The sequence below is a fragment of the Kitasatospora nipponensis genome (genome assembly GCF_039528135.1).
Lineage (GTDB): Bacteria > Actinomycetota > Actinomycetes > Streptomycetales > Streptomycetaceae > Kitasatospora > Kitasatospora nipponensis.
This window is the reverse complement of the sequence record NZ_BAAALF010000142.1, coordinates 1-21,258: the sequence shown is the minus strand read 5'-3', so window position 1 is coordinate 21,258 and position 21,258 is coordinate 1. Positions and strand designations below refer to the sequence as shown.

Annotated in this window: 14 protein-coding genes and 1 pseudogene; 14 read left to right on the top strand and 1 reads right to left on the bottom strand. The window is 74.2% G+C overall.

Annotated elements, in window-relative coordinates:
* The 11 genes and pseudogenes from ABD323_RS29505 to ABD323_RS29455 all read left to right on the top strand — a co-directional run.
* The coding region (locus ABD323_RS29505; protein ID WP_344445055.1) for an aminotransferase-like domain-containing protein at positions 1 to 1,011 on the top strand (1,011 nt) is incomplete at its 5' end.
* A 90-nt stretch (positions 1,012 to 1,101) separates the two neighbouring features.
* Positions 1,102 to 2,061 carry a MerR family transcriptional regulator gene (locus tag ABD323_RS29500; protein WP_344445054.1) on the top strand — a complete coding sequence of 320 codons (960 nt, stop codon included), beginning with the start codon at positions 1,102 to 1,104 and terminating at the stop codon, positions 2,059 to 2,061.
* Between the two features lie 243 nt (positions 2,062 to 2,304).
* Positions 2,305 to 3,954 (top strand): annotated as a pseudogene (locus tag ABD323_RS29495) (AMP-binding protein); the annotation flags it as partial.
* 15 nt (positions 3,955 to 3,969) lie between these two features.
* Complete coding sequence (locus ABD323_RS29490) at positions 3,970 to 4,398, top strand: acyl-CoA thioesterase (RefSeq protein WP_344445058.1); 429 nt, start codon at positions 3,970 to 3,972, stop codon at positions 4,396 to 4,398.
* A gap of 115 nt (positions 4,399 to 4,513) precedes the next feature.
* Positions 4,514 to 6,943 carry an oxidoreductase gene (locus ABD323_RS29485; protein ID WP_344445053.1) on the top strand — a complete coding sequence of 810 codons (2,430 nt, stop codon included), beginning with the start codon at positions 4,514 to 4,516 and terminating at the stop codon, positions 6,941 to 6,943.
* Between the two features lie 92 nt (positions 6,944 to 7,035).
* Complete coding sequence (locus tag ABD323_RS29480; protein ID WP_344445052.1) at positions 7,036 to 8,124, top strand: carbon-nitrogen hydrolase family protein; 1,089 nt, start codon at positions 7,036 to 7,038, stop codon at positions 8,122 to 8,124.
* Complete coding sequence (locus ABD323_RS29475) at positions 8,121 to 9,233, top strand: cupin domain-containing protein (RefSeq protein ID WP_344445051.1); 1,113 nt, start codon at positions 8,121 to 8,123, stop codon at positions 9,231 to 9,233. The genes ABD323_RS29480 and ABD323_RS29475 overlap by 4 nt, the downstream gene beginning before the upstream one ends.
* Positions 9,234 to 9,291: 58 nt before the next feature.
* The gene (locus ABD323_RS29470; RefSeq protein ID WP_344445050.1) at positions 9,292 to 10,212 is read left to right on the top strand and encodes a fumarylacetoacetate hydrolase family protein; all 921 of its coding nucleotides are present in this window, start codon (positions 9,292 to 9,294) and stop codon (positions 10,210 to 10,212) included.
* 100 nt (positions 10,213 to 10,312) lie between these two features.
* On the top strand, positions 10,313 to 11,035 hold the full coding sequence (locus ABD323_RS29465; RefSeq protein WP_344445057.1) for a maleate cis-trans isomerase family protein: 723 nt from the start codon (positions 10,313 to 10,315) through the stop codon (positions 11,033 to 11,035).
* Between the two features lie 44 nt (positions 11,036 to 11,079).
* Entirely contained in the window at positions 11,080 to 11,928 is an 849-nt protein-coding gene (locus ABD323_RS29460; protein WP_344445049.1) for a PaaX family transcriptional regulator, read from the top strand.
* A gap of 75 nt (positions 11,929 to 12,003) precedes the next feature.
* Complete coding sequence (locus ABD323_RS29455; RefSeq protein WP_344445048.1) at positions 12,004 to 13,644, top strand: amidohydrolase; 1,641 nt, start codon at positions 12,004 to 12,006, stop codon at positions 13,642 to 13,644.
* Positions 13,645 to 13,724: 80 nt separating this feature from the next.
* Here ABD323_RS29455 and ABD323_RS29450 read toward each other — a convergent pair whose 3' ends face one another.
* Complete coding sequence (locus ABD323_RS29450; protein WP_344445047.1) at positions 13,725 to 16,844, bottom strand: phosphocholine-specific phospholipase C; 3,120 nt, start codon at positions 16,842 to 16,844, stop codon at positions 13,725 to 13,727.
* Positions 16,845 to 17,007: 163 nt separating this feature from the next.
* On the opposite strand from ABD323_RS29450, the gene pstC reads away from it, so the two are divergent.
* From pstC to ABD323_RS29435, 3 genes are all read left to right on the top strand, one after another.
* Positions 17,008 to 18,219 (top strand): phosphate ABC transporter permease subunit PstC, encoded by a 1,212-nt coding sequence (gene pstC, locus ABD323_RS29445; protein WP_344445056.1) that lies wholly within the window; start codon positions 17,008 to 17,010, stop codon positions 18,217 to 18,219.
* A gap of 4 nt (positions 18,220 to 18,223) precedes the next feature.
* A complete protein-coding gene (gene pstA / locus ABD323_RS29440; protein WP_344445046.1) occupies positions 18,224 to 19,492 on the top strand; it encodes a phosphate ABC transporter permease PstA in 1,269 nt (422 codons plus the stop codon).
* 86 nt (positions 19,493 to 19,578) lie between these two features.
* Positions 19,579 to 21,258 (top strand): substrate-binding domain-containing protein (locus ABD323_RS29435; RefSeq protein WP_344445045.1); only part of this gene is annotated, 1,680 nt, incomplete at its 3' end.

Here is a 21,258-nt window from a genome sequence, read left to right as displayed (position 1 = left end):
GGTCCGGGCGCCCCGCGCGGCCGCCCCGAACTGCGGCACGCGCTGGCCCACTACCTGGCCCGCGTGCGCGGGGTGCGCGCCGACCCCGAACGCATCGTCGTCTGCTCGGGTGTGGCCCACGCGCTGCGGCTGCTGTACGGCGGCGGCGTGCTGCGCGGCCCGCTGGCCGTCGAGGGGTACGGGCTGCCCTTCCACCGCGGCCTGCTCACCGCGGCCGGCGTCCGCACGCTCGCCCTGCCGGTCGACGGGCACGGCGCCGACACCGACGCGCTGCCCGCCCTGCGCGCGGCGCGGGCCGTGCTGCTCACCCCGGCGCACCAGTTCCCCACCGGCGACCCGCTGCGGCCGGACCGCCGCGCGGCCGTCGTGGCGTGGGCGCGGGCGGGCGGTCGGGTGATCCTGGAGGACGACTACGACGGGGAGTTCCGCTACGACCGCCGGCCGGTCGGCGCCCTGCAGGGACTGGCGCCCGAGCACGTCGTCCACCTGGGCTCGGTGAGCAAGAGCCTCTCCCCGGCCCTGCGGCTGGGCTGGCTGGTGCTGCCCGAGCCGCTGGTCGACCCGGTGCTGCGCGCCAAGGGGGAGCGCGAGGCGTGGGTGAGCGCGCTGGACCAGCTCACCCTCGCGGACCTGATCACCAGCGGCGCCTACGACCGGCACGTGCGCCGGATGCGGCAGCGCTACCGGCGCCGCCGCGACCGGCTGGTGGCCGTGCTGGCCGAGCGGGCCCCGCAGGTGCGGGTGACCGGGATCGCGGCCGGCCTGCACGCGGTGCTGCGCCTGCCGCCGGGCACCGAGCCGGCCGCCCTGAAGGCGGCCGCCTGGCTGGGCATCGGCCTCGACGGCCTGAGCGCCTTCCGGCACCCGGACACCGGCGGGGCCGCGGGCGGTGACGGCGACCACGACGGCTCGCGCTTCGGTGACGGCCTGGTCGTCGGGTACGCCGCGGCGCCGGAGCACGCGTACGGCGAAGCGCTGGAGGCCCTGTGCCGCGCCCTGCCGCCGGCTTGACCTTGCCCTGGGGGGCAAGGTCTAGCGTCGTGGCACGGAAGACCGCAGGGGAGCGGTGAGGACGAGCGAGGACCAGGGGACCAGGGGACCATGAGGATCGGCGAGGTGGCGCGGCGCGCCGGGGTGACCACGAAGACGGTGCGGTACTACGAGTCGCTGGGCCTGATCACCCCGGCCAGGCTCGCCAACGGCTACCGCGACTACTCCGAGCACGACGCCCGGCTGGTCGGCGAGATGCGGGCGCTCACCCGGCTGGGCATCGCGGTCGAGCAGACCCGGCCCTTCCTCGCCTGCCTGGCCGGCGGCCATGATCACGCCGACGACTGCCCGGCCTCGCTGGCCGTCTACCGTGCGGCCATCGACGACCTGGACGAGCGGATCGAGGCGCTCTCCGCCCGCCGGGCCGTGCTGGCCCGCCACCTCCAGGACGCCGCCTACCGCACCAGCCGGGCCGCCGGGCCCGCCGGGGCGGCGGCCACCGCGCCCGAGGTGCACCGCCTCCCGGCGAACCTGCCCGTGCCGCAGGACGACGGCGCCGCCGACCACCTGCCGGGCCTGCCCGCGCCGCGGGTGCGGCTGTCCAGCACGGCCGGTGGCACGGTCGCGCTGGACGCCCTGGGCGCCGGCCGGTCCGTCGTCTACCTCTACCCGCTCACCGGCCGTCCGGACACGGACCTGCCCGAGGGCTGGGACACCATCCCCGGCGCGCGCGGCTGCACCACCGAGGCCTGCGACTTCCGCGACCACCACGGCGACCTCGCCGAACTGGGCGTGCCGCGGGTCTTCGGCCTCTCCAGCCAGCCGACCGACTACCAGCAGGAGGTGGTCGAGCGGCTGCGGCTGCCCTTCGCGATGCTCTCGGACCCGGGCTTCGAGCTGGCCGCGGCGCTGGATCTGCCCACCTTCGAGGCGGCCGGCAGCCGGCTCTACCGGCGGCTGACCCTGGTCATCCGCGACGGCGTGATCGAGCACGTCTTCCACCCGGTCTTCCCGCCGGACCAGCACGCCCGGCAGGTGCTGCACTGGCTGCGCGGCGCACCGACCGCCTGAGCTGCGGCACCGCACCCGGCCACCGCGCCGGCCCGGATCCGTCCCCCGACCACCTGTCACCGGCCGCTGAGCCATCCGGCCCACGGTCGCTCAAGCACGCTCCACCGCAGGGCAGTTCCGCGAGCGGCCGGTCGCCGCCGCGGCACGCTCCCGGCGGCGCGCGGAAAATGTCTCGCTCTCTTGACTGGCGTCACGAGTGCGCCATACTGGCCTCACTCCCGCCCGCCGATTGAGGTGCCGCCCATGGAGCTCACCCCCTCTGCCCATGTGGACACGTTCTGCCGCGACAACCTCCCGCCGTTCGACCAGTGGCCAGAACTGCTCTTCGAGTTACCGGAGTTGGCCTATCCAGCCCGGCTGAACTGCGCGCAGGTCCTGCTCGACGAGACCATCGCGAAGCTCGGAGCCGACCGGCGCTGCCTGGTCACCCCCACCGAGGAGTGGAGCTACGGCGAGCTCCGCGACCGGGTCGACCGGATCGCCCACCTGCTGACCGTCGACCTGGGCCTGGCGACCGGCAACCGGGTCCTGCTGCGAGGTCCCAACAGCCCCTGGCTGGTCGCCTGTTGGCTCGCCGTGCTGAAGGCGGGCGGCGTCGTCGTCACCACCATGCCGATGCTGCGGGCAGCCGAGCTGAGCGAGGTGCACGCGATCAGCTCGCCGGTCCTCGCGCTCTGCGACCACCGCTTCCTGGACGAGTTGCGCGGCGCCGACACCCCGGGGTTGACCGTGGTGGCCTACGGCGGCACCGGCCCGCAGGACCTGACGACGCGTTGCGCACCCGGCACGCCCGGCTCATCCGGTGGGGACGACGCGGGCGCCGGGGACCCGGTGGCCTTCAGCGCGGTGCCGACGGCCGCCGACGACGTGGCGCTGATCGCCTTCACCTCCGGCACCACCGGCCGGCCCAAGGCCACCCTGCACTTCCACCGCGACGTGCTGGCCAACGCCGACACCTTCTCCCGGCACCTGCTGCGACCCACCCCCGAGGACCTGTTCGCCGGCACTCCCCCGCTGGCGTTCACCTTCGGCCTGGGCGGCCTGGTGGTCTTCCCGCTGCGGGTCGGCGCCGGCTCGCTGCTGCTGGAGCAGGCTGCTCCGCAGCAGCTCGCCGAGCAGGTGGCGGCGCACGGGGTCACCGTCCTCTTCACCGCCCCCACGGCCTACCGGGCCATCCTGGCCGCCGGGTTGGCGGACCGGCTGGTGGGGCTGCGGCGCTGCGTGTCGGCCGGTGAGCACCTGCCGGCCACCGTCTGGGAGGCCTTCCACGCCGCGACCGGGCTGCGCCTGATCGACGGCATCGGCGCCACCGAACTGCTGCACGTCTTCATCTCCGCCGCGGACGGCGACATCCGTCCCGGCGCCACCGGCCGGCCGGTCCCCGGCTACCGGGCGGCGATCCTGGACGAGCAGGGCGAGCCGGTGCCCGACGGCACGCCCGGCCTGCTGGCGGTCAAGGGCCCCACCGGCTGCCGCTACCTCGCCGATCCGCGCCAGCTCAGCTACGTGCGCGACGGCTGGAACCTCACCGGCGACACCTATGTCCGTGACCAGGACGGCTACTTCTGGTACCAGGCGCGCAGCGACGACATGATCGTCTCGGCCGGGTACAACATCGCCGGGCCCGAGGTCGAGCAGGTGCTGGCCGACCACCCCGACATCGTGGACTGCGCGGTCGTGGCGGCGCCCGACGAGGAGCGCGGAAGCATCGCCAAGGCCTTCGTGGTGCTGCGGGAGGGCGCCGCGGAGGGGCCCGAGACCGTGCGCTCGCTGCAGGAGTTCGTCAAGCGGGCCATCGCGCCCTACAAGTACCCGCGCGCGGTCGAGTTCGTCCCGGCCCTGCCGCGCACCGCCACCGGCAAGCTCAACCGGGCCGAGCTGCGCCGCCGGGCGCACGCCGACGCACCGGTGGCCCCGCCGGCCGAACTGCCCAGCGTCGCGGTCGAGCGCCGGGTGGAGTGGTCCGACACCGACGCGGCCGGCCACTACCACTTCTCCTCGGTGCAGCGCTGGGCCGAGGCGGCGGAGGCGGTGCTGCTGCGCCGGCTCGGCCTGTCCGCGCTCTTCGGCAGCATCCCGCGGGTGCACTTCGAGGCCGACTACCACGAGCGGCTCTGGTTCGGTGACCTGGTCCGGATCGAGCTGCGGGTGGCGAAGGTGGGCACCTCCTCGCTGCACTACGCCTTCGATGTGGCCGGTCCGCACGGACCGGCGGCCAGCGGGCGGATGTCGGTGGTGCACGCGGCGACCGACGCCAAGGGCTCGGCGCCCTGGCCCGAGCAGGTGCGCCGCGCGCTGGTCGAGTCCGGTCCGCAGCCCCCGGAGTCCTACGCCTGAACCGAGCCCAGCCGAACCCCAGCCCGGATCCCGGCCCGGATCCCGGCCCGCGGCCGGCCGCACCGCCGAGGTGCCCGGCCGCACCAAGCGTCAGGAAGCGTCAGGAGAGGGCGTCATGCGCGTTGCAGTCATCGGAGGCGGTCCCGGCGGGCTGTACTTCGCGGCCCTGGCCCAGCAGCTCGCCCCGCGGTGGGAGATCACCCTGTGGGAGCGCGAGGCCCGCGACGACGCCTTCGGCTTCGGTGTGGTCTTCTCCGACGAGACGCTGGAAGGCATCGCGCAGGCCGACCCCAAGGTCTTCGCCGCGATGTCCGCGCAGTTCGCCCGCTGGAGCGACATCGACGTTCGCCACGCGGGCGCGGTGCGCACCTGTGGCGGCCACGGCTTCGCCGCCCTGGACCGCAACCGGCTGCGGGAGATCCTGCAACAGCGCTGCGCCGAGCTGGCGGTGGACGTGCGCTACCGCACGCCCGCCCCGCCGGTCGGCCAACTGGCCTCCGAATACGACCTGGTGGTGGCCGCTGACGGCGTCCGCTCCAGCACCCGGGCGGCCTTCGCCGACAGTTTCCGCCCGCAGCTGGACGAACGGCGGTGCCGCTACATGTGGCTGGCCACCGACCGGGTCTTCGAGGCGTTCACCTTCATCGTCGAGGAGCGCGACTTCGGCGCGCTGCAGGTGCACGCCTACCCCTACAGCGACCGGCGCTCCACCTTCATCGTGGAGATCGCGCCGGACGCCTGGCGCCGGGCCGGCTTCGAGGCGCTGGCGGACCGGGAGTTCGCGCGCGGCGAGAGCGACGAGGCCAGCGTGCGGCTCTGCGAGCGGATCCTCGCCGAGCACCTGGACGGCCACCGACTGATCCCCAACGCCTCCCGGTGGATCAGCTTCACCACCGTGCGCAACGCCAGTTGGCGCCACCGCAACGTCGTGCTGCTGGGCGACGCGGCCCACACCGCGCACTTCTCGATCGGCTCCGGCACCAAGCTCGCCCTGGAGGACGCCCTCGCGCTCGCCGCGAGCCTGCACGAACAACCGTCGGTGGACGCGGCGTTGGACGCCTACGAGGCGGAGCGCCGGCCGGTGGTCGAGTCGGCGCAGCGGGCCGCCCAGGCGAGCCTGGAGTGGTTCGAGAACGTCGGCCGGCACACCGGCCAGGGCGTCGACCAGTTCGCCTTCAACCTGCTCACCCGCAGCCGCCGGGTCAGCTACGGCAACCTGCGCGAGCGCGACCCGGGCTTCGTGGACGCCGTGGACGCGGCCTTCGGTGCGGCCGCGGGCCAGGCGCCCGACACCGACCACGACGGTGCAGACCACGACGCTGCCGGGCGGGTGGTGCCGCCGATGTTCCGGCCGCTGCGGCTGGGCTCGCTCACCCTGCGCAACCGGATCGTGGTGCCGCCGTTGGCCACCTTCACCGCCGTCGACGGCCTGCCCGGCGCCTTCGAGCAGGCTCAGCTCACCGCCCTCGCGCTGGGCGGCGCCGGCCTGGTGGTCGCCGGGATGACCGCGGTGAGCGCCGAGGGCCGGGCCACCGCGCACTGCCCGGGCCTGTGGAACGAGGCCCAGGAGGCGGCCTGGCGCACCCTGGTGCGGGCCGTGCGCGCGGTGAGCGACACGCCGTTGGGCATCCAGCTCACCCACGCCGGGCGACGCGGCTCCACCGCGCCGCCCGGACCGGACGGGATCGGCCGCCCGCTGGGGGCGGACGGCTGGCCGACGCTGGCCGCCTCCCCACTGGCCTGGGACCCGGCGAGCCCGGCCCCGCGGGAGGCCACCGCGGCCGACCTGGCGGCCCTGCCGGCCGCCTTCGCGGCGGCCGCCGGGCGCGCCGATCGGGCCGGATTCGACCTGCTGGAGCTGCAGTTCGGCCACGGCCAGCTGCTCTCCGGGTTCCTCTCCCCGCTCACCAACCACCGCACCGACGGCTACGGCGGCCCGCTGGCGAACCGGCTGCGGCTGCCGCTGGAGGTGCTGGCGGCCGTGCGCGCCGCCTGGCCCGCCGGCCGGCCGCTGGTGGTGCGGATCTCGGCGGCCGACTGGGCCCCGGGCGGGACCAGCGAGCAGGACGTGCTGCTGATCTCCCTGACGCTGGCCTGCGCCGTCGCGGACGCGGTGGACGTCTCCACCGGCGAGGTGGTGGCGCACCAGCGGCCGCCGTACGGGCGCGGCTACCAGACCCCGTTCGCCGACCTGGTCCGCGGCGCCACCGGGATCCCGACCATCGCGGTCGGCGCGATCTCCAGCCACCAGGACGCCAACTCGGTGCTGCTGGCCGGCCGGGCCGACCTGGTCGCGGTCGGCCGCGCCCAGCTGTACGACCCGCTCTGGACCCTGCACGCGGCCGCCGAACAGGGCTACACCGGCCCCGGCGCGCGCTGGCCGCGGCCCTGGCAGCCGGGCAGCCGCAAACCCCCACCGCCCGGCGCGGACCGGGTCGCGCCCCGACTGCACCTGCTGCGCGACGCCACCGCTCCCCTGCACGACCGCTGGCTGCCCGCCGCGCCACCGCTACCGCGGCCGCTCACCACCGGCACGGCCCGCTGAGGGCCATCCGCCTTCCATCCGGCTCCCACCCGGCCCCACTCGCTCCCCGGCCGATCTCACGCCGTCCGCTCCGCCCCGCCCCGGAGGACCAGATGCAGACCCTGCACCGCTTCACCGCGGCCGCCGTCCAGGCGGCCCCGGTCTACCTCGACCCGGTCGCCACCGTCGACAAGGCCGTCGCGCTGATCCACGAGGCCGCCGGCCACGGCGCCCAACTGGTGGTCTTCCCCGAGGTGTTCGTCCCCGGCTACCCCTACTGGAACTGGACCATGAACCCGGTGCAGGGGTCCCCCTGGTTCGAGCGGCTCTACCGCGGCGCCGTCGACGTCCCCGGTCCGCTGGTCGACACCCTGCGCGCCGCCGCCCGGCAGGCCGGCGTGGTGCTGGTGATCGGCGTCAACGAGCGCGGCGCGCAGAGCCTGGGCGTCCTGTACAACACCCTGCTGGTGATCGGTTCCGAGGGTGAACTCCTGGGCGTGCACCGCAAGCTGGTGCCGACCTGGGCCGAGAAGCTGACCTGGACCGGTGGCGACGCCAGCTCGCTGCGGGTGCACCCGAGCGCGGTCGGCCCGCTGGGGGTGCTGGCCTGCGGCGAGAACACCAACACACTGGCCCGCTTCACCCTGCTCGCCCAGGGCGAACTCGTGCACGCCGCCTGCTACATCGCGCTGCCGGTCGGGCCGGAGGACTACGACATGGCGGAGGCGATCGCGCTGCGCACCGCCGCGCACTGCTTCGAGGGCAAGGTCTTCTCGGTGGTCGCCTGTTCGACCGTCTCACCCGAGATCGTCGACCTGATCGCCGGCGAGGACCAGCAGGTGCGCAAGCAACTCGCCCGCCCGCGCAGCGCGCTCTCCGGCATCTTCGGTCCCGACGGCCGCCCGGTCACCGAGCCGCTGGTCGACGAGGAGGGCATCGTCTACGCCGAGATCGACCTCGGGCGCTGCATCCAGCCCAAGCAGATGCACGACATCGTCGGCCATTACAACCGCTTCGACATCTTCCAACTCCACGTCGACAACCGGCCGCGCGGGCCGGTGGTGTTCGCCGCCGACCCGGCGATGATGCGACCCGAGCGCCCGCAGAGCCAGGGACCGAACACCGACAGGTCGCACACCGACGGACCGCACGCCGGCGGACCGCACATGCAGGACCGCACGCCCCCGAAGGAGGAGTCATGAGCAGCGACGAGGACCGCCGGATCGGCCGGGCCCGGGTCCGCGACAACCCCGAACTGATGGCCTACTACGACGAGTTGGCCAAGCTCGAGGCCGGCGCGCTGTGGACCGTGGCGAACGAGATCGAGCCCTGGTACCCGCAGCCCAAGTCCGTTCCGGTGCTGTGGCGTTACGAGGAGCTGCGCCCACTGGTCCAGCGGGCGCTGCCGCTGGTGCAGGCCGACGACGCGGGCAGGCGGGTGGTGATGCTGGTCAATCCCGGCCGGCGCGAGCTGAGCGCCGCCGTCGGGCTGCTCTACACCGGCCTGCAGATCATGGGGCCCGGGGAGGCGATGACCGCCCACCGCCACCAGGCCGCGGCCCTGCGCTTCGTGCACGAGGGCACCGGCGCCTGGACCGTCGTGGACGGCCAGAAGCTCCGGGTCGGCCCGCGCGACTTCGCCATCACCCCCAACAACACCTGGCACGAGCACGGCAACGAGGCCGACGACGCCCCGGTGATCTGGCAGGACGGCCTCGACATCCCACTGGTCAACGCGCTGGACGCGGGCTTCTACGAGGTCCACCCCGAGCTCTACCAGCGGCCCGGCGCGGTGGTGAACTCCTCGCTGCTCAGCTACGGCGCCAACCTGCTGCCCTACGGCGTGGAGAAGTGGACCCGCCCCTACTCCCCGCTGCTCGGCTGGCCCTGGGAGCCCAGCTACCAGGCGCTCTGCGCGCTGGCCCGGGCGAGCGAGGGCTCGCCCTTCGACGGCGTGATCATGGAGTACACCAACCCGGTGACCGGCGGCCCGGTGATGCCCACGATGGGCGCGCACCTGCAGCTGCTGCGTCCGGGCCAGGCCACCGCCGCCCACCGGCACACCGGTTCGGTCGTCTACACCGCGGCCAAGGGCCGGGGCGTCTCGGTGATCGCCGGGCGCCGCTTCGCCTGGCAGCAGGGCGACATCTTCTGCGTGCCGTCCTGGGCCTGGCACGAGCACGAGAACCTCGACCGGTCCGAGGACGCCTGCCTCTTCTCCTTCAACGACTTCCCGGTGATGCGCTCCCTGGGCCTCTACCGGGAGGAGGCGCACACCGACGGCGGCGCCCACCAGCCCGTCCTGCCCTGAGCGTCACCGGCACCCCCCGAGCCGTCAGCGCCCACCACCCCGCCGCAAGGAGCCACCGATGCACCTGCTCACCTACTGCCCGAACGACACGGACGAGCCGGCGCCCCGGCTGGGCGCCCGCCTCGGCGACGAGCACGTGGTCGACCTGGCCGCGCTGGCCGCGGCCGCCGGCACCGACCTGCCCGGCGACCTGCTGAGCCTCATCCAGGCCGGCCGACCCGCCCTGGAGACCGCCCGCGCCCTGCTCGCGGACACTACCGCCGCGGCCTGCCCGCCGGGCGCCGTGCGGCCGTTGAGCGAGGTCTCGCTGCGCGCGCCGCTGCGGCCCGGCAAGATCATCGGGGTCGGCCTCAACTACGTGGAGCACGTCGCCGAGTCGCACCGCACCCTGGACACCGAGCGCGAACTACCCGACCGTCCCGTGCTGTTCTGCAAGCCCTCGACCGCCGTCACCGGCCCCGGGCAGCCGATCCTGCACAACGCCGACCTGACCAAGCAGCTCGACTGGGAGTGCGAACTGGCCGTGGTCATCGGCCGCACCGCCAGCCGGGTGAGCGAGGCGGACGCCTGGCGGTACGTGTTCGGCTACAGCGTCATGAACGACGTCAGCGCCCGCGACCAGCGCCGCTCGGGACAGTGGTTCTTCTCCAAGGGCCAGGACTCCTACGCGCCGTTCGGCCCGGCCGTGGTCACCGCCGACGAGATCCCCGACCCGCAGGACCTGCGCCTGTCGCTGCGCGTCAACGGCGAGACCAAGCAGGACTCCAGCACCCGCCACATGCTCTTCGCCATCCCGCGACTGATCGCCGACATCACCTCGGGCGTCACGCTGGAGCCGGGCGACGTCATCTCCACCGGCTCGCCCTCCGGGGTCGGCGCCGGCCTGGTCCCCCCGCAGTTCCTGCAGCCGGGCGACCTGGTGGAGGCCACCGTCGAGCGCATCGGCACGCTGGCCAATCCGGTCGTCGACGCCCGCTGATCATCCGTCACATCCCTTTCACCGCAACGGACAAGGAGTCCAGCCCGTGCCTGCGCGCAGCTACCGGATAGGTCAGATCGTCCCGAGCTCCAACGTCACCATGGAGACCGAGGTGCCGGCCATCCTGCGCGCCCGGGAGGCGGTCGCCCCCGAGCGCTTCACCTTCCACTCCAGCCGGATGCGGATGACCCGGGTCACCCCCGAGCAACTGCGGGCGATGGACGCCGACTCGGACCGCTGCGCCGTCGAGCTCTCGGACGCCCGGGTCGATGTCCTGGGCTACGCCTGCCTGGTGGCCGTGATGAGCAACGGCCTGGGCTACCACCGGGCCGCCGAGGCCCGGTTGCACGCGCGCACCGTCGAGAACGGCGCGCCGGCGCCGGTGGTCACCAGCGCCGGCGCGCTGGTCGAGGGCCTGCACACGCTCGGTGCCAAACGGATCGCCCTGGTCGCCCCCTACCTGCGGCCGCTCACCCGCACGGTGGTCGACTACCTGACCCACGAGGGCGTCGAGGTGCTCGACTTCGCCGCCCTGGAGATCCCCGACAACCTCGACGTCGCCGCCCACGACCCGGCCCTGCTGCCCGCCATCGCGCAGCGCCTGGCGCACTCCGGGGCGGACGCCGTGGTGCTCTCGGCCTGCGTGCAACTGCCCTCGCTGTCGGCCGTCGAGGAGGCCGAGCAGCTGCTCGGCAAGCCGGTGGTCTCGGCCGCCATCTGCACCGTGCACCGGCTGCTGCGCGCGCTGGACCTGCCGGCCCACGCGCCGGGCGCGGGCCACCTGCTCTCCGGCGCCTACGCCGAATCCGCGCCCCCGGTATGATCACCGCGCCGGCCGCCGACGGGCTGCCAGGGAGGAGGGCGACCATGTCGGGAAGCGCACCCCGGCCCAGCTCCCTGATCAACACGATCTACGGCGAGTTCGTCCGCCGGCTCGGCGGCTGGATCTCGATCGCCGACCTGATCGCGCTGATGGCCGAGCTGGACGTCGACGGACCGGCGGTCCGCTCCGCGATCTCCCGGCTGAAGAAGGCCGGCACCCTCCTTCAGGAGCGCCGCGACGGCACCGGCTACCGGCTCGACCCGGCCATGGGCCCGGTCTTCGAGGAGGGCGACCGGCGGATCTTCCACAGCCTGGAGCCGGCCGAACTGGCCGACGGCTGGGTGATGGCGGTCTTCTCGGTCCCCGAGTCCGAGCGCGCCCACCGCCACCAGCTGCGCTCGCGACTGACCTGGCTGGGCTTCGGCAACGCGGCGCCGGGCGTCTGGCTCGCCCCGGCCCGGGTGCTGCCCGACGCCCGGCGGCTGCTGGAGCGGCTGGGCCTGAGCGCGTACGTCCACCTGTTCATATCCGCCTACGCGGGGTTCGCCGAGCTGAGCGAGGCGGTGTGCTCCTGGTGGGACTTCCCGGCGATCGAGGCGCAGTACGCCGCGTTCACCGACCGCTGGGGCCCGGTCGCCCGGGAACTGTCGGCGCAGCCGCGGATCGACCCGGTGGAGGCGTTCCGCGACTACGTGCCGATGCTCACCCAGTGGCGCCGGCTGCCCTACCTGGACCCCGGGCTGCCCGCTCCCCTGCTGCCCGCCGACTGGAACGCCGTCGCGGCCCGCGGCGTCTTCACCGCGCTGCACGCCCGGCTCGCCGAGCCCGGGCTGCGGCACGTCGGGAAGGTCACCGGCCTGGGCCTTCCCGACGACCTGCCCCGTGAGGCCTGAGGCCTGAGGCCTGATGTCGGACGCCTGGCCTCCGACACCCGCGTTCGACGCTCGACGCCCGACCGAGGAGTCCGCATGACCGCTCAGGACACCGCATCCGCGCAGCCACCCGCCGACCTGCTGATCCGCGCCGGCGCCGTGCACACCCTGGTCCCCGGGCAGCCCCCGCAGCGCGCGCTGGCCGTCCACGACGGGCGGATCACCGCGCTGCACGCCGAGCCCGACGGCCTGGACGCGCTGGTCGGCCCGGCCACCGAGGTGCTGGACCGGCCGGACGCCACCGTGCTGCCCGCCTTCGACGACACCCACACCCACCTGATCCTGGCCGCCCACAGCGTCCACGACGTCCCCGTCCACCGGGCCCACGACCTGACCGGCTTCCTCGACCTGATCCGCCGCCGGGCCGCCGTCACCCCCGCCGGCCAGTGGATCCGCACCACCGTCAACTGGCAGGAGGTCAACCTGGCCGAGCAACGGCTGCCCACCGTCGAGGAGTTGGACGGCGTCACCACCGACCACCCGGTGCTGGTGCGGCGCGGCGCCTACAACGTCGTGCTGAACTCGCCCGCGCTGCGGCTGGCCGGCATCACCGCCGACACCCCCGCCCCGCCCGGCGGGGTGATCGAACGCGACCCGCAGGGCCGGCTGACCGGCCGGCTGGTCGACCGGGCGATCGTGCTGGCCGAACGGCTGCTGCCGCGCCCGGCACTCGCCGAGCGGATCGAGGGGCTGCGGGCCGCCTCGCGCGACTACGCCGCCACCGGGATCGGCACGGTGCGCGACTGCCTGGTCCCGGTCGAGGACCTGGCGGTGCTGCGGGCTGCCCGGGAGGCCGGCGCGCTGTCCGTACGGGTGCGGGCGCTGGTCTCCGGCTTCGCCGCCCGGGAGGCGGCCGAGATCGAGGCGCTGCTGGACGCGATGCAGCCGTGGCACGGCACGGACGACCCCTGGCTGCGGGTCTGGGGCGTCAAGTTCGGCATCGACGGCGGCATCGAGGCCGGCGCGCTGGAGGAGCCGTACAGCGGGCGGCCGTGCTACCACGGCACCCTGCTCTGGGAGCCCGACGCGCTGGCCGGGGCGGTCGAGCGGGTGGTGCGGCGCGGCTGGCGGGTGGGCGTGCACGCCTGGGGCGACCGCGGCCTGCGCACCCTGCTGGACGTCTACGAGCAGGTCCTCAAGCGCCACCCCGCGCTGCCGCCGGGGACCCTGGTGGTCGAGCACGGCGGGCTGGCCCGCGCCGACCAGCGGGCCCGGGCGATCGCGCTCGGGGTCCCGGTGACCGTCCAGCACCCGCTGCTGCACGACGCCGCCACCGCGCAGATCCGCGCCTGGGGGCCCGAGCGGGTCGCCGGCCTCTTCCCGCTGCGGGAGTGGCTCGACGAGGGGGCGCTGCTGACGGGCGGCTCCGACTTCCCGGTCGGCCCGTACGGCGCGATGACCTCGGTCTGGGGCATGACCACCCGCCAGACCGTGGCCGGCCCGCAGGGGCCCGGCCACGCCATCACCCGCGCCGAGGCCGTCGCCCTGCACACCGTCAACGCCGCCCGCCTGCTGGACGAGAGCGCCGATCGCGGCAGCCTGCGGCCCGGCACGCTGGCCGACCTGACGCTGTGGCCCGCCGACCCGCTGCACTGCGCCACCGACGCGCTGGCCGGGCTGCGCCCGGAGCGGACCGTGCTCGGCGGCCGCACCGTGCACGACGCGGGCAGCGGCTGAGCCCGCACGCGCGACGGCCGGGCCCGTCCACCGAGGCACGGCGGACGGACCCGGCCGGGTCGGCGGGTACCCGGGCGGGGTCAGCCCGTGACGGGCCTGCTGTCCAGGCGGACGTGGTCCACCGCCCAGTACCAGTTGTTGCCGGCGTCGAACATCCGGAACTTCAGCGTCACCGACGTCGCCCCCGCCGGGACGGCGAACTGCTTGGCGACGAAGGCGTTCTCGACGTCCTTGCCGGCGTTGTCGTTGCCGCTCGCGTCGCTGCTGTAGGCGAGCAGCCGCGTCTCGGTGCCGTTGTCGAAGACCGCGGTGACGCTCGCCTTCTGCGGCGCCTCCTGGCGGTAGTGCGAGTCGAAGCCCAGGTGGAGGGTGGCCACGCCGGCCGGGATCGCCACCGCGGGCGAGACCAGGGTGGAGTCGAACCGGCCACGGCCCGACGGCGCGCCGGTGTCGTCCCAGTCGTCCGGGTCGGCGACCGCGACGATGCCCAGGCCCCGGGTGAAGTTGCCGCGGTCCTGCGCGCCCAGCGTCGCCCACTCGCGCTTGGTGTGGAAGGTCCAGCCCTGGAGGCGGACGGTGCCCTGCGGCATGGCCGCCGCATTGACCACCGACCAGCCCTGCGGCGCCTGCGCCGTCCAGCCCAGCAGGCCGGAGGTCGGCTGCAGCAGGCCGGCCAGCGACTCGAAGTCCTCACCGAGCAGGTGTCCGGCCATCACCGGCGCGGTGCGGGCGCTCAGCTCGCCGTCCGCCAGCGCGAACCGGTCGCCGGCCTGGGCCCGCGCGGTCACCAGGATCCGCTGCGGGGTGCTGCCGTCCAGCGTCGCGGGCGGGGTGACGTCCCAGCTGGCGGTGGCGGTGGCACCGGCGGCCAGCGTGGCGGGCGCCGCGACAACGGCCTTGACGCTCCAGCCGGCCGGCACGATCGGCTGCGCCTCGATGGCGGTCAGCGCCGCGGTCGCGGTGAACCTCGCGCTCACCCGGGCGGGCGAGCCCGGCACCAGGATCGCTTCGTCGATGGTGCTGGAGGCGGCCTGCAGGGTGACGTCCAGCACCAGGGCGTCGGGCAGGCCCATCGCCGGGTCGGTGACGCCCTGCTGGTCGTCGGGGAAGCGGCCCGCCAGGCGGCGACGGAAGGTCAGGTCGCCGACCACCGCGACCGTCACGTCGTACCAGCCCTCACGGCCGACCTTGACGTTGACCGTCCTGTCGTCACCCGCGGCCACCCGCACCTGGCGCAGCCCGTCGCCGTAGGCGAGGTCGCCGACCAGGAAGGTCTGCGCGCTCTTCGAACGGTTGATCACGTCCACCTCCAGCACCCGGCCGTCCTGTTCCTCGGAGAGGCTGACCTCGTACGTCCCGGCGGCGTCGCCGCGCAGGTGCCAGAGCGCGCCGTTCGGGCCGTGCACCCGCAGGTCGTAGCCCTCGGGGCCGACCGTCCAGGTGTCGGAGAGCCGGTCCCCGGCGCCGACCGTGTAGTGCCGCGGAGCGGTGCCGGGCGCCGGGTAGGCCGCGAAGACGGCGCCCTGGCGGCCCTGGTTGACGAACTCGACGGTCAGCACGCCGTCGCGCAGCCGCGGCCGAACGGAGAGGTCGTACGGGGTGGGGCGGGCGGTGCGGGTGCCGCGCTCCTGCTGCGGGAAGGCCTGCGGGCTGGGCACGGTGGGGGCGGGCAGCTTGCCGGTGTCGGTCACCTTCTGGCGGTTGCCGCTGGTGTCGGGCAGCTGCGGCCAGGCGGGGTTGCGGCCGGAGAAGTCGAAGACCGAGGTCAGGTCGCCGGTGACCGCACGCCGCCAGGGGCTGATGTTGGGCTCCTGGACGCCGAAGCACCGCTCCAGGAAGCGGATCACCGAGGTGTGGTCGTAGACGGTGGAGTCCACCACGCCGCCGCGGGTCCACGGCGAGACGACCAGCATCGGCACCCGCACGCCCAGGCCCATCGGGTACGGGCCGGAGAGCAGCGTCTCACCGGCGGGCAGGGTGTCGGACCAGGTCAGCGAGCCGTCGGCGGCCTTCACCCGGTACTTGCCGTCCTGGCTCACCACCCGGTGGTAGGTGCTGGTGCCCTTGCCGACCCGCACCACGACCTCGCCGTCGACCGACACCGTGGACTTGCCGCGGCCCGTGGCCAGCGGCGGCACCGGCGGCAGCTGGTGGTCGAAGAAGCCGCCGTGCTCGTCGTAGTTGAGGATGAAGACGGTCTTCGCCCAGACCTCGGGCTTGGCGGCGAGCGCGGAGAGCAGCCGGGCGGTGAGGTGCTCGCCGTTCGGCGGCGCGTAGTTGGCGTGCTCGGAGAGCGCGGCGGGGGCCACCAGCCAGGAGACCTGCGGCAACGTGTCGGCCTGGACGTCGGCGGTGAAGGCGTCCACCAGCGCGTCGCCCATCGCGAACGGGTCGTTCTGCTTGGCCGGGTCGCCGACCTGGCGCATGCCGCGCTCGTAGAGCGGCTCGCCCGGCTTGGCCTGGTGGAAGGCGGTGAACCAGGCGAGCGCGTTGTCGTCGAAGTTGTCCAGCGCCTGGTAGGTCTTCCAGCTGACGCCGGCCTTCTCCAGCCGCTCGGCGTAGGTGGTCCACTCGTAACCGGCGGCGGTCTCGGTGTTGTCGGTCACCGGCACGTCGCGCACGGTGCCGCCGCTGGTGCCGGTCATCAGGTGCTCGCGGTTGGTGTTGGTGTTGCACTGCACCGACGCGTGGTAGGCGTCGCAGGTCGTGAAGACCGAGGAGAGCGCGTGGTAGAAGGGCATGTCGGCGCTGTCGTAGTAGCCCTGGCCGAGCCAGCCACCCGAGCGGCGGGTGACCGAGCCGTCGGCCAGGCCGCCGTTCCACGCGTTCATCGAGTCGACGAAGCCGAACGCCGGGGCGCCCTGCTGGTAGGCGCTGGTGTGCGCGGCGTTCATCGCGAACGGCAGCAGGTAGCCCTCCTTGCGGGAGGGGTCGGGCTGGTGGAAGAGCGAGCGCCCGTTGACGCCGCGCACGGCGGCCCGGTCACCGAAGCCGCGCACGCCCGCCTGGGTGCCGAAGTAGTGGTCGAACGCCCGGTTCTCCTGCATCAGGATCACCACGTGCTGGATGTCCGCGAGCTTGCCGGGCCGCGCCGGCGCGGCCAGCGCCTGACGCACGCTCATCGGCAGCGCCGACAGCACGGCGGCCGCGGCCGCGCCGCCGAGCAGGGTGCGGCGCGAGACTTCGGGCATCGGGCTCATGGGGTGGCTCCTAGCGCAGGGGGCGGCGATGGGTCCGGGGTGCGGCGGTCCGACTGGTCCAGACCCGTTATGTCTAGAGAGCGAAGGTGACGCGCAGCGGCGTGCTGAGTGACGCCGTGATGACGGGTGGCGGTCACCGAGTCGTCAAGATGTACAGACATCTCTGGACGGCTCGGCGTGGCGCGAGCGGCCGGCGCGCGCCGGCGGGACATCGCTGACGTGCCGAAAGGCAGCCCGGGCGGGCGCGGCGGCGGGGCGCTGCCGGGGCGGTCTGACGCGGGGTCAGCCGGGCGGCGGGCAGGCCTTCTGGTCAACTGGGGCGCGCGCTGGTAGGACAGCCGCATGCAGCCCGACACCGAGCGCCACCTCGCCCCCCCGACCGCCGCCGTCCGCCCCCGTCCCGTCCGACGCCGACCTCGACCGTCCGCGCCCGATCAGCGCCCCCGCCACCCGTGGTGACCGCATCTTCCGCGCCGTGCTGACGGTGGCCGGCTACTCGGTCTTCGCGATCATGGGCCTGATCGCGCTCTTCCTGCTGCTGCGCGGCACCGACGCGTTCAAGGACGCGGGCTGGTCCTTCCTGACCCAGCAGAACTGGAGCCCCGCCGGCCACCAGTTCGGGATCGCGGCGGTGCTGCCCGACGGCGTGCTGATCGCGGTGATCGCGCTGGTCTTCGCGGTCCCGCTCTCGCTCACCGCCGCACTCTTCATCTCCGAGTACGCACCGGTGCGGCTGCGGGCCGTGCTGGTCTCGGTGGTCGACCTGATGGCCGCCGTCCCCAGCATCATCTACGGCCTGTGGGGCTTCTACTTCCTGCAGCCGCACATCCTGGGGCTGATCCGCTGGACGGCCCGGCACCTGGGCTTCATCCCCTTCCTCAGCGTGCGGATCGGGGACATCAGCACCTCCTACACCTCCTCCGCCTTCGTCGCGGGCCTGGTGGTGGCCCTGATGATCACCCCGATCGTCACCGCGCTCAGCCGCGAGGTCTTCTCCCAGGCGCCGCAGGGCGAGCGGGAGGGTGCCTACGCGCTGGGCAGCACCCGCTGGGGGATGGTGCGCTCCGTGGTGCTGCCGTTCGGCCGGGGCGGGGTGATCGGCGCGGTGATGCTCGGCTTCGGCCGGGCGATGGGCGAGACCATCGCGGTCGCGCTGATCATCTCGCCGGTCTTCCGGTTCAACGGCCACGTGCTGGAGGCCGGCGCCAACTCGATCTCCGCGCTGATCGCGCTGCGCTTCAGCGAGTCCGACGGGGTCTCGCTCTCCGCGCTGATGGCGGCCGGCCTGGTGCTCTTCGCGCTGACGCTGGTGGTCAACGTGCTGGCCGGGATCGTCGTCAGCCGCTCGCGCTCCGGCGCCTCGACGGTGGACTGACCCGATGACCGACACCCTCCGTCCGACCCTGCGAACCGAAGGGGACGCCGCTGTGGCGCTCGATCCCGACCCGGCCGGCGCGACCCTCCAGGCCGCTCCCACCACCGTGACCGGCCCGAACACCCCGACCGGCCCGAACACCCCGACCGGCCCGGACCCCGCGGCCGCCCGGTCCGCCGTCGACCCCGAGCGGCGCCGCCGGCTGGGCGGGGTGACCTGGCCGGAGGTGGTGACGCTGCTCGCCGCGCTGGCCGGCTCGCTCGCACTGGACTGGCTGGTCTACGAGCGGATCATGCCGTTCAGCGGCGCGCAGGGCTTCCTCGGCGCCTGGTACCTGCTCTTCCTCGGCTTCACCTACGCGCTCGGCGTGATGCAGTGGAACCGGCTGGTGGTGCGCGAGCGGATCGTGACCCTGGTGGCCTGGAGCGCCGGCCTGCTGCTGGCGTTCGTGATCGGCGACCAGCTGGTCTTCCTGGCCATCCGCGGGGTGTCGGCCGCCCAGCACGGCAACTTCTTCACCCAGGACATGAGCCGGACCTCGGCGGTCTCCCCGATCACCTCCGGCGGCGCGCTGCACGCCGTCGTCGGCTCGCTCGAACAGATCGGCCTGGCCACCCTGTTCGCGGTCCCGCTGGGCATCGCGGCGGCGGTCTACATGTCCGAGGTCGGCGGCCGGGCGGCCCGCCCGCTGCGCACCCTGGTGGAGGCGATGACCGCGCTGCCGTCCATCGTCGCGGGCCTGTTCGTGCTCGGCGTGCTGATCCTGAGCCTGGGCATGGAGGCCTGCGGCTTCGCGGCCTCGGTGGCGCTGACGGTGATGATGATGCCGATCGTCACCCGGGCCGCGGAAGTGGTGATCCGGCTGGTGCCCGGGACGCTGCGCGAGGCCTCCTACGCGCTCGGCGCCAGCCAGTGGCGCACGGTGTGGACCGTGGTGCTGCCCACCGCCCGGCGCGGCCTGGCCACTGCCGTCATCCTCGGCGTGGCGCGCGGCATCGGCGAGACCTCGCCGGTGCTGCTGACCGCCGGGTTCACCGCCGGGTTCAACCTCAACGCGTTCTCCGGCCACCAGGTGAGCCTGCCGCTCTACATCTGGAACTACGTGCGCCAGCCCTACCCGTTCATGGTGGCCCGCGCCTTCGCGGCCGCCATGACGCTGATGGCCCTGGTGCTGATCCTCTTCGTCACCACCCGGCTGATCGGCGGGCGCCGTCCGGGCGAGGCGAGCCGGCGCCAGCGCCGGCTCATCGCCCGTCAGGCGGCCGCCCGATGAACCGCCCGTCCCTCACCCGCACCCCCCGCTCCCGCCCCTCCCCCGTCTGCCAGGCCCGAACCGCCATCCGTACCGGAGGAACCACCATGCCGTGGGCCGCTGCTCACCGCCCCGCCCGAACGCCGGGAGCCGGCGGCGGCGCCGCCCGGTTCCTGGCGCTGCTGCTCCTGTCCACCGGCACCGCGCTGGCCGTGCTCTGCGGCCAGAGCGTGCCGGCCTACGCGGCCACCTCGCTCAACGCCGACGGCTCGAGCTGGGCGGGCCCGGCGATCGAGAAGTGGCGCACCGACGTCGCCGACCGCGGGATCACCATCAACTTCACCCCGAACGGCTCGGCGGCCGGTCGCCAGCAGTGGGAGAACGGCCAGGACGACTTCACCGCCTCCGACGTCCCCTTCCGCAGCTCCACGGACAACGGCGCCAGCTCCGACCAGCACCGCGGCGGTGTCGGCAACGCCGAGCGCGCGGTCTACGGCTACTCCTACGTGCCGATCACCGCGGGCGGCACCGCCTTCATGTACAACCTGGTGGTCGGCGGCAAGCAGGTCACCGACCTGCGGCTGTCGCCGGACAACATCGTGGACCTCTTCACCGGCCGGATCACCTACTGGGACGATCCGAAGATCACCCAGTCGTACGGCAAGGCCCTGCCGCACCTCCTGGTCACCCCGGTCATCCGCTCGGACGGCTCCGGCGCCACCGCGCAGTTCACCCGTTGGATGGAGCACACCCACCAGCAGCAGTGGGACGCCTACTGCCAGGCCGTCAACAACGTGGCCTGCGGCGACTACACCGAGTTCTTCCCGCCGTCGGGCCGGGCGCTGGCGCAGAACGGCTCCGACCAGGTGGCGCACTACATCGAGCAGCCCTCGGGCCTGGGCTCGATCGGCTACGACGAGTACGCCTTCGCGCTGACCAGTGGCTGGCCGGTCGCCAAGGTGCTCAACCCGGCCGGCTACTACACGCTGCCCACCGCCTCCAACGTGGCGGTGGCGCTGACCGCGGCCAAGATCCGCGGGGTCGACGACAACACCTCACCCGACGACCCCAACTACCTCCAGCAGAACCTGGACGGCGTCTACACCAACCCCGACAAGCGCTCCTACCCGGTCTCCAGCTACAGCTACGTGATCGTGCCGCGCAGCGGCGCGGCCGACCCGGTGCCGCCGCGCTTCAACGACGCCAAGGGCGCCGCGCTGAGCCAGTACCTCTCCTACGTGCTCTGCGCGGGACAGGCCACCGGCAGCAGCGGCATCGACTCGATCGGCTACTCGCCGATCCCGCGCGGCCTGGTGCAGGGCGGCCTGAAGCAGGTCGCGCACATCCCGGGCAACAGCAGCAACGTCGATCCCTCGACGCTCGGCAACTGCGCGAACCCGACCTTCGACTCCGCCGGCCACCTGATCATCCTGCAGAACGCCCCGCAGCCCAACGGCTGCGACCTGCAGGGCATGCCGCTCACCTGCAACCGCAACAACCCCTCCGGTTCGACGGCGACCTCCACCGGCGGTACCACCGGGGGCCCCACGGGCGGCACCGGCGGTGGCAGCGGTGGTACGGGCGGGGCGGCGGGCGGCTCGACCGGCGGTGGCACCGGCGGATCGAGCGGCGGCACCGGCACGGCCGGCGGCGGTTCGGGCGGTGCCGCCACCGGCGGCACGACCGGCGGCAGCGGCCCCGGCCGGGGCACGACCGGCACCGGCAGCTCCGGCGGCACCACCGGTGGATCCACCGGCGGCGCCACCGCGGGCACCGGCGGCGGCGCG

Bases quoted from the DNA above. Each gene is read 5' to 3' on its own strand.
- ABD323_RS29470 (WP_344445050.1), top strand. From the start codon at position 9,292: ATGCACCTGCTCACCTACTGCCCGAACGACACGGACGAGCCGGCGCCC.
- ABD323_RS29460 (WP_344445049.1), top strand. From the start codon at position 11,080: ATGTCGGGAAGCGCACCCCGGCCCAGCTCCCTGATCAACACGATCTAC.
- ABD323_RS29500 (WP_344445054.1), top strand. From the start codon at position 1,102: ATGAGGATCGGCGAGGTGGCGCGGCGCGCCGGGGTGACCACGAAGACG.
- ABD323_RS29480 (WP_344445052.1), top strand. From the start codon at position 7,036: ATGCAGACCCTGCACCGCTTCACCGCGGCCGCCGTCCAGGCGGCCCCG.
- ABD323_RS29450 (WP_344445047.1), bottom strand. From the start codon at position 16,844: ATGAGCCCGATGCCCGAAGTCTCGCGCCGCACCCTGCTCGGCGGCGCG.
- pstA (WP_344445046.1), top strand. From the start codon at position 18,224: ATGACCGACACCCTCCGTCCGACCCTGCGAACCGAAGGGGACGCCGCT.
- ABD323_RS29485 (WP_344445053.1), top strand. From the start codon at position 4,514: ATGCGCGTTGCAGTCATCGGAGGCGGTCCCGGCGGGCTGTACTTCGCG.
- ABD323_RS29475 (WP_344445051.1), top strand. From the start codon at position 8,121: ATGAGCAGCGACGAGGACCGCCGGATCGGCCGGGCCCGGGTCCGCGAC.
- ABD323_RS29455 (WP_344445048.1), top strand. From the start codon at position 12,004: ATGACCGCTCAGGACACCGCATCCGCGCAGCCACCCGCCGACCTGCTG.
- ABD323_RS29465 (WP_344445057.1), top strand. From the start codon at position 10,313: ATGGAGACCGAGGTGCCGGCCATCCTGCGCGCCCGGGAGGCGGTCGCC.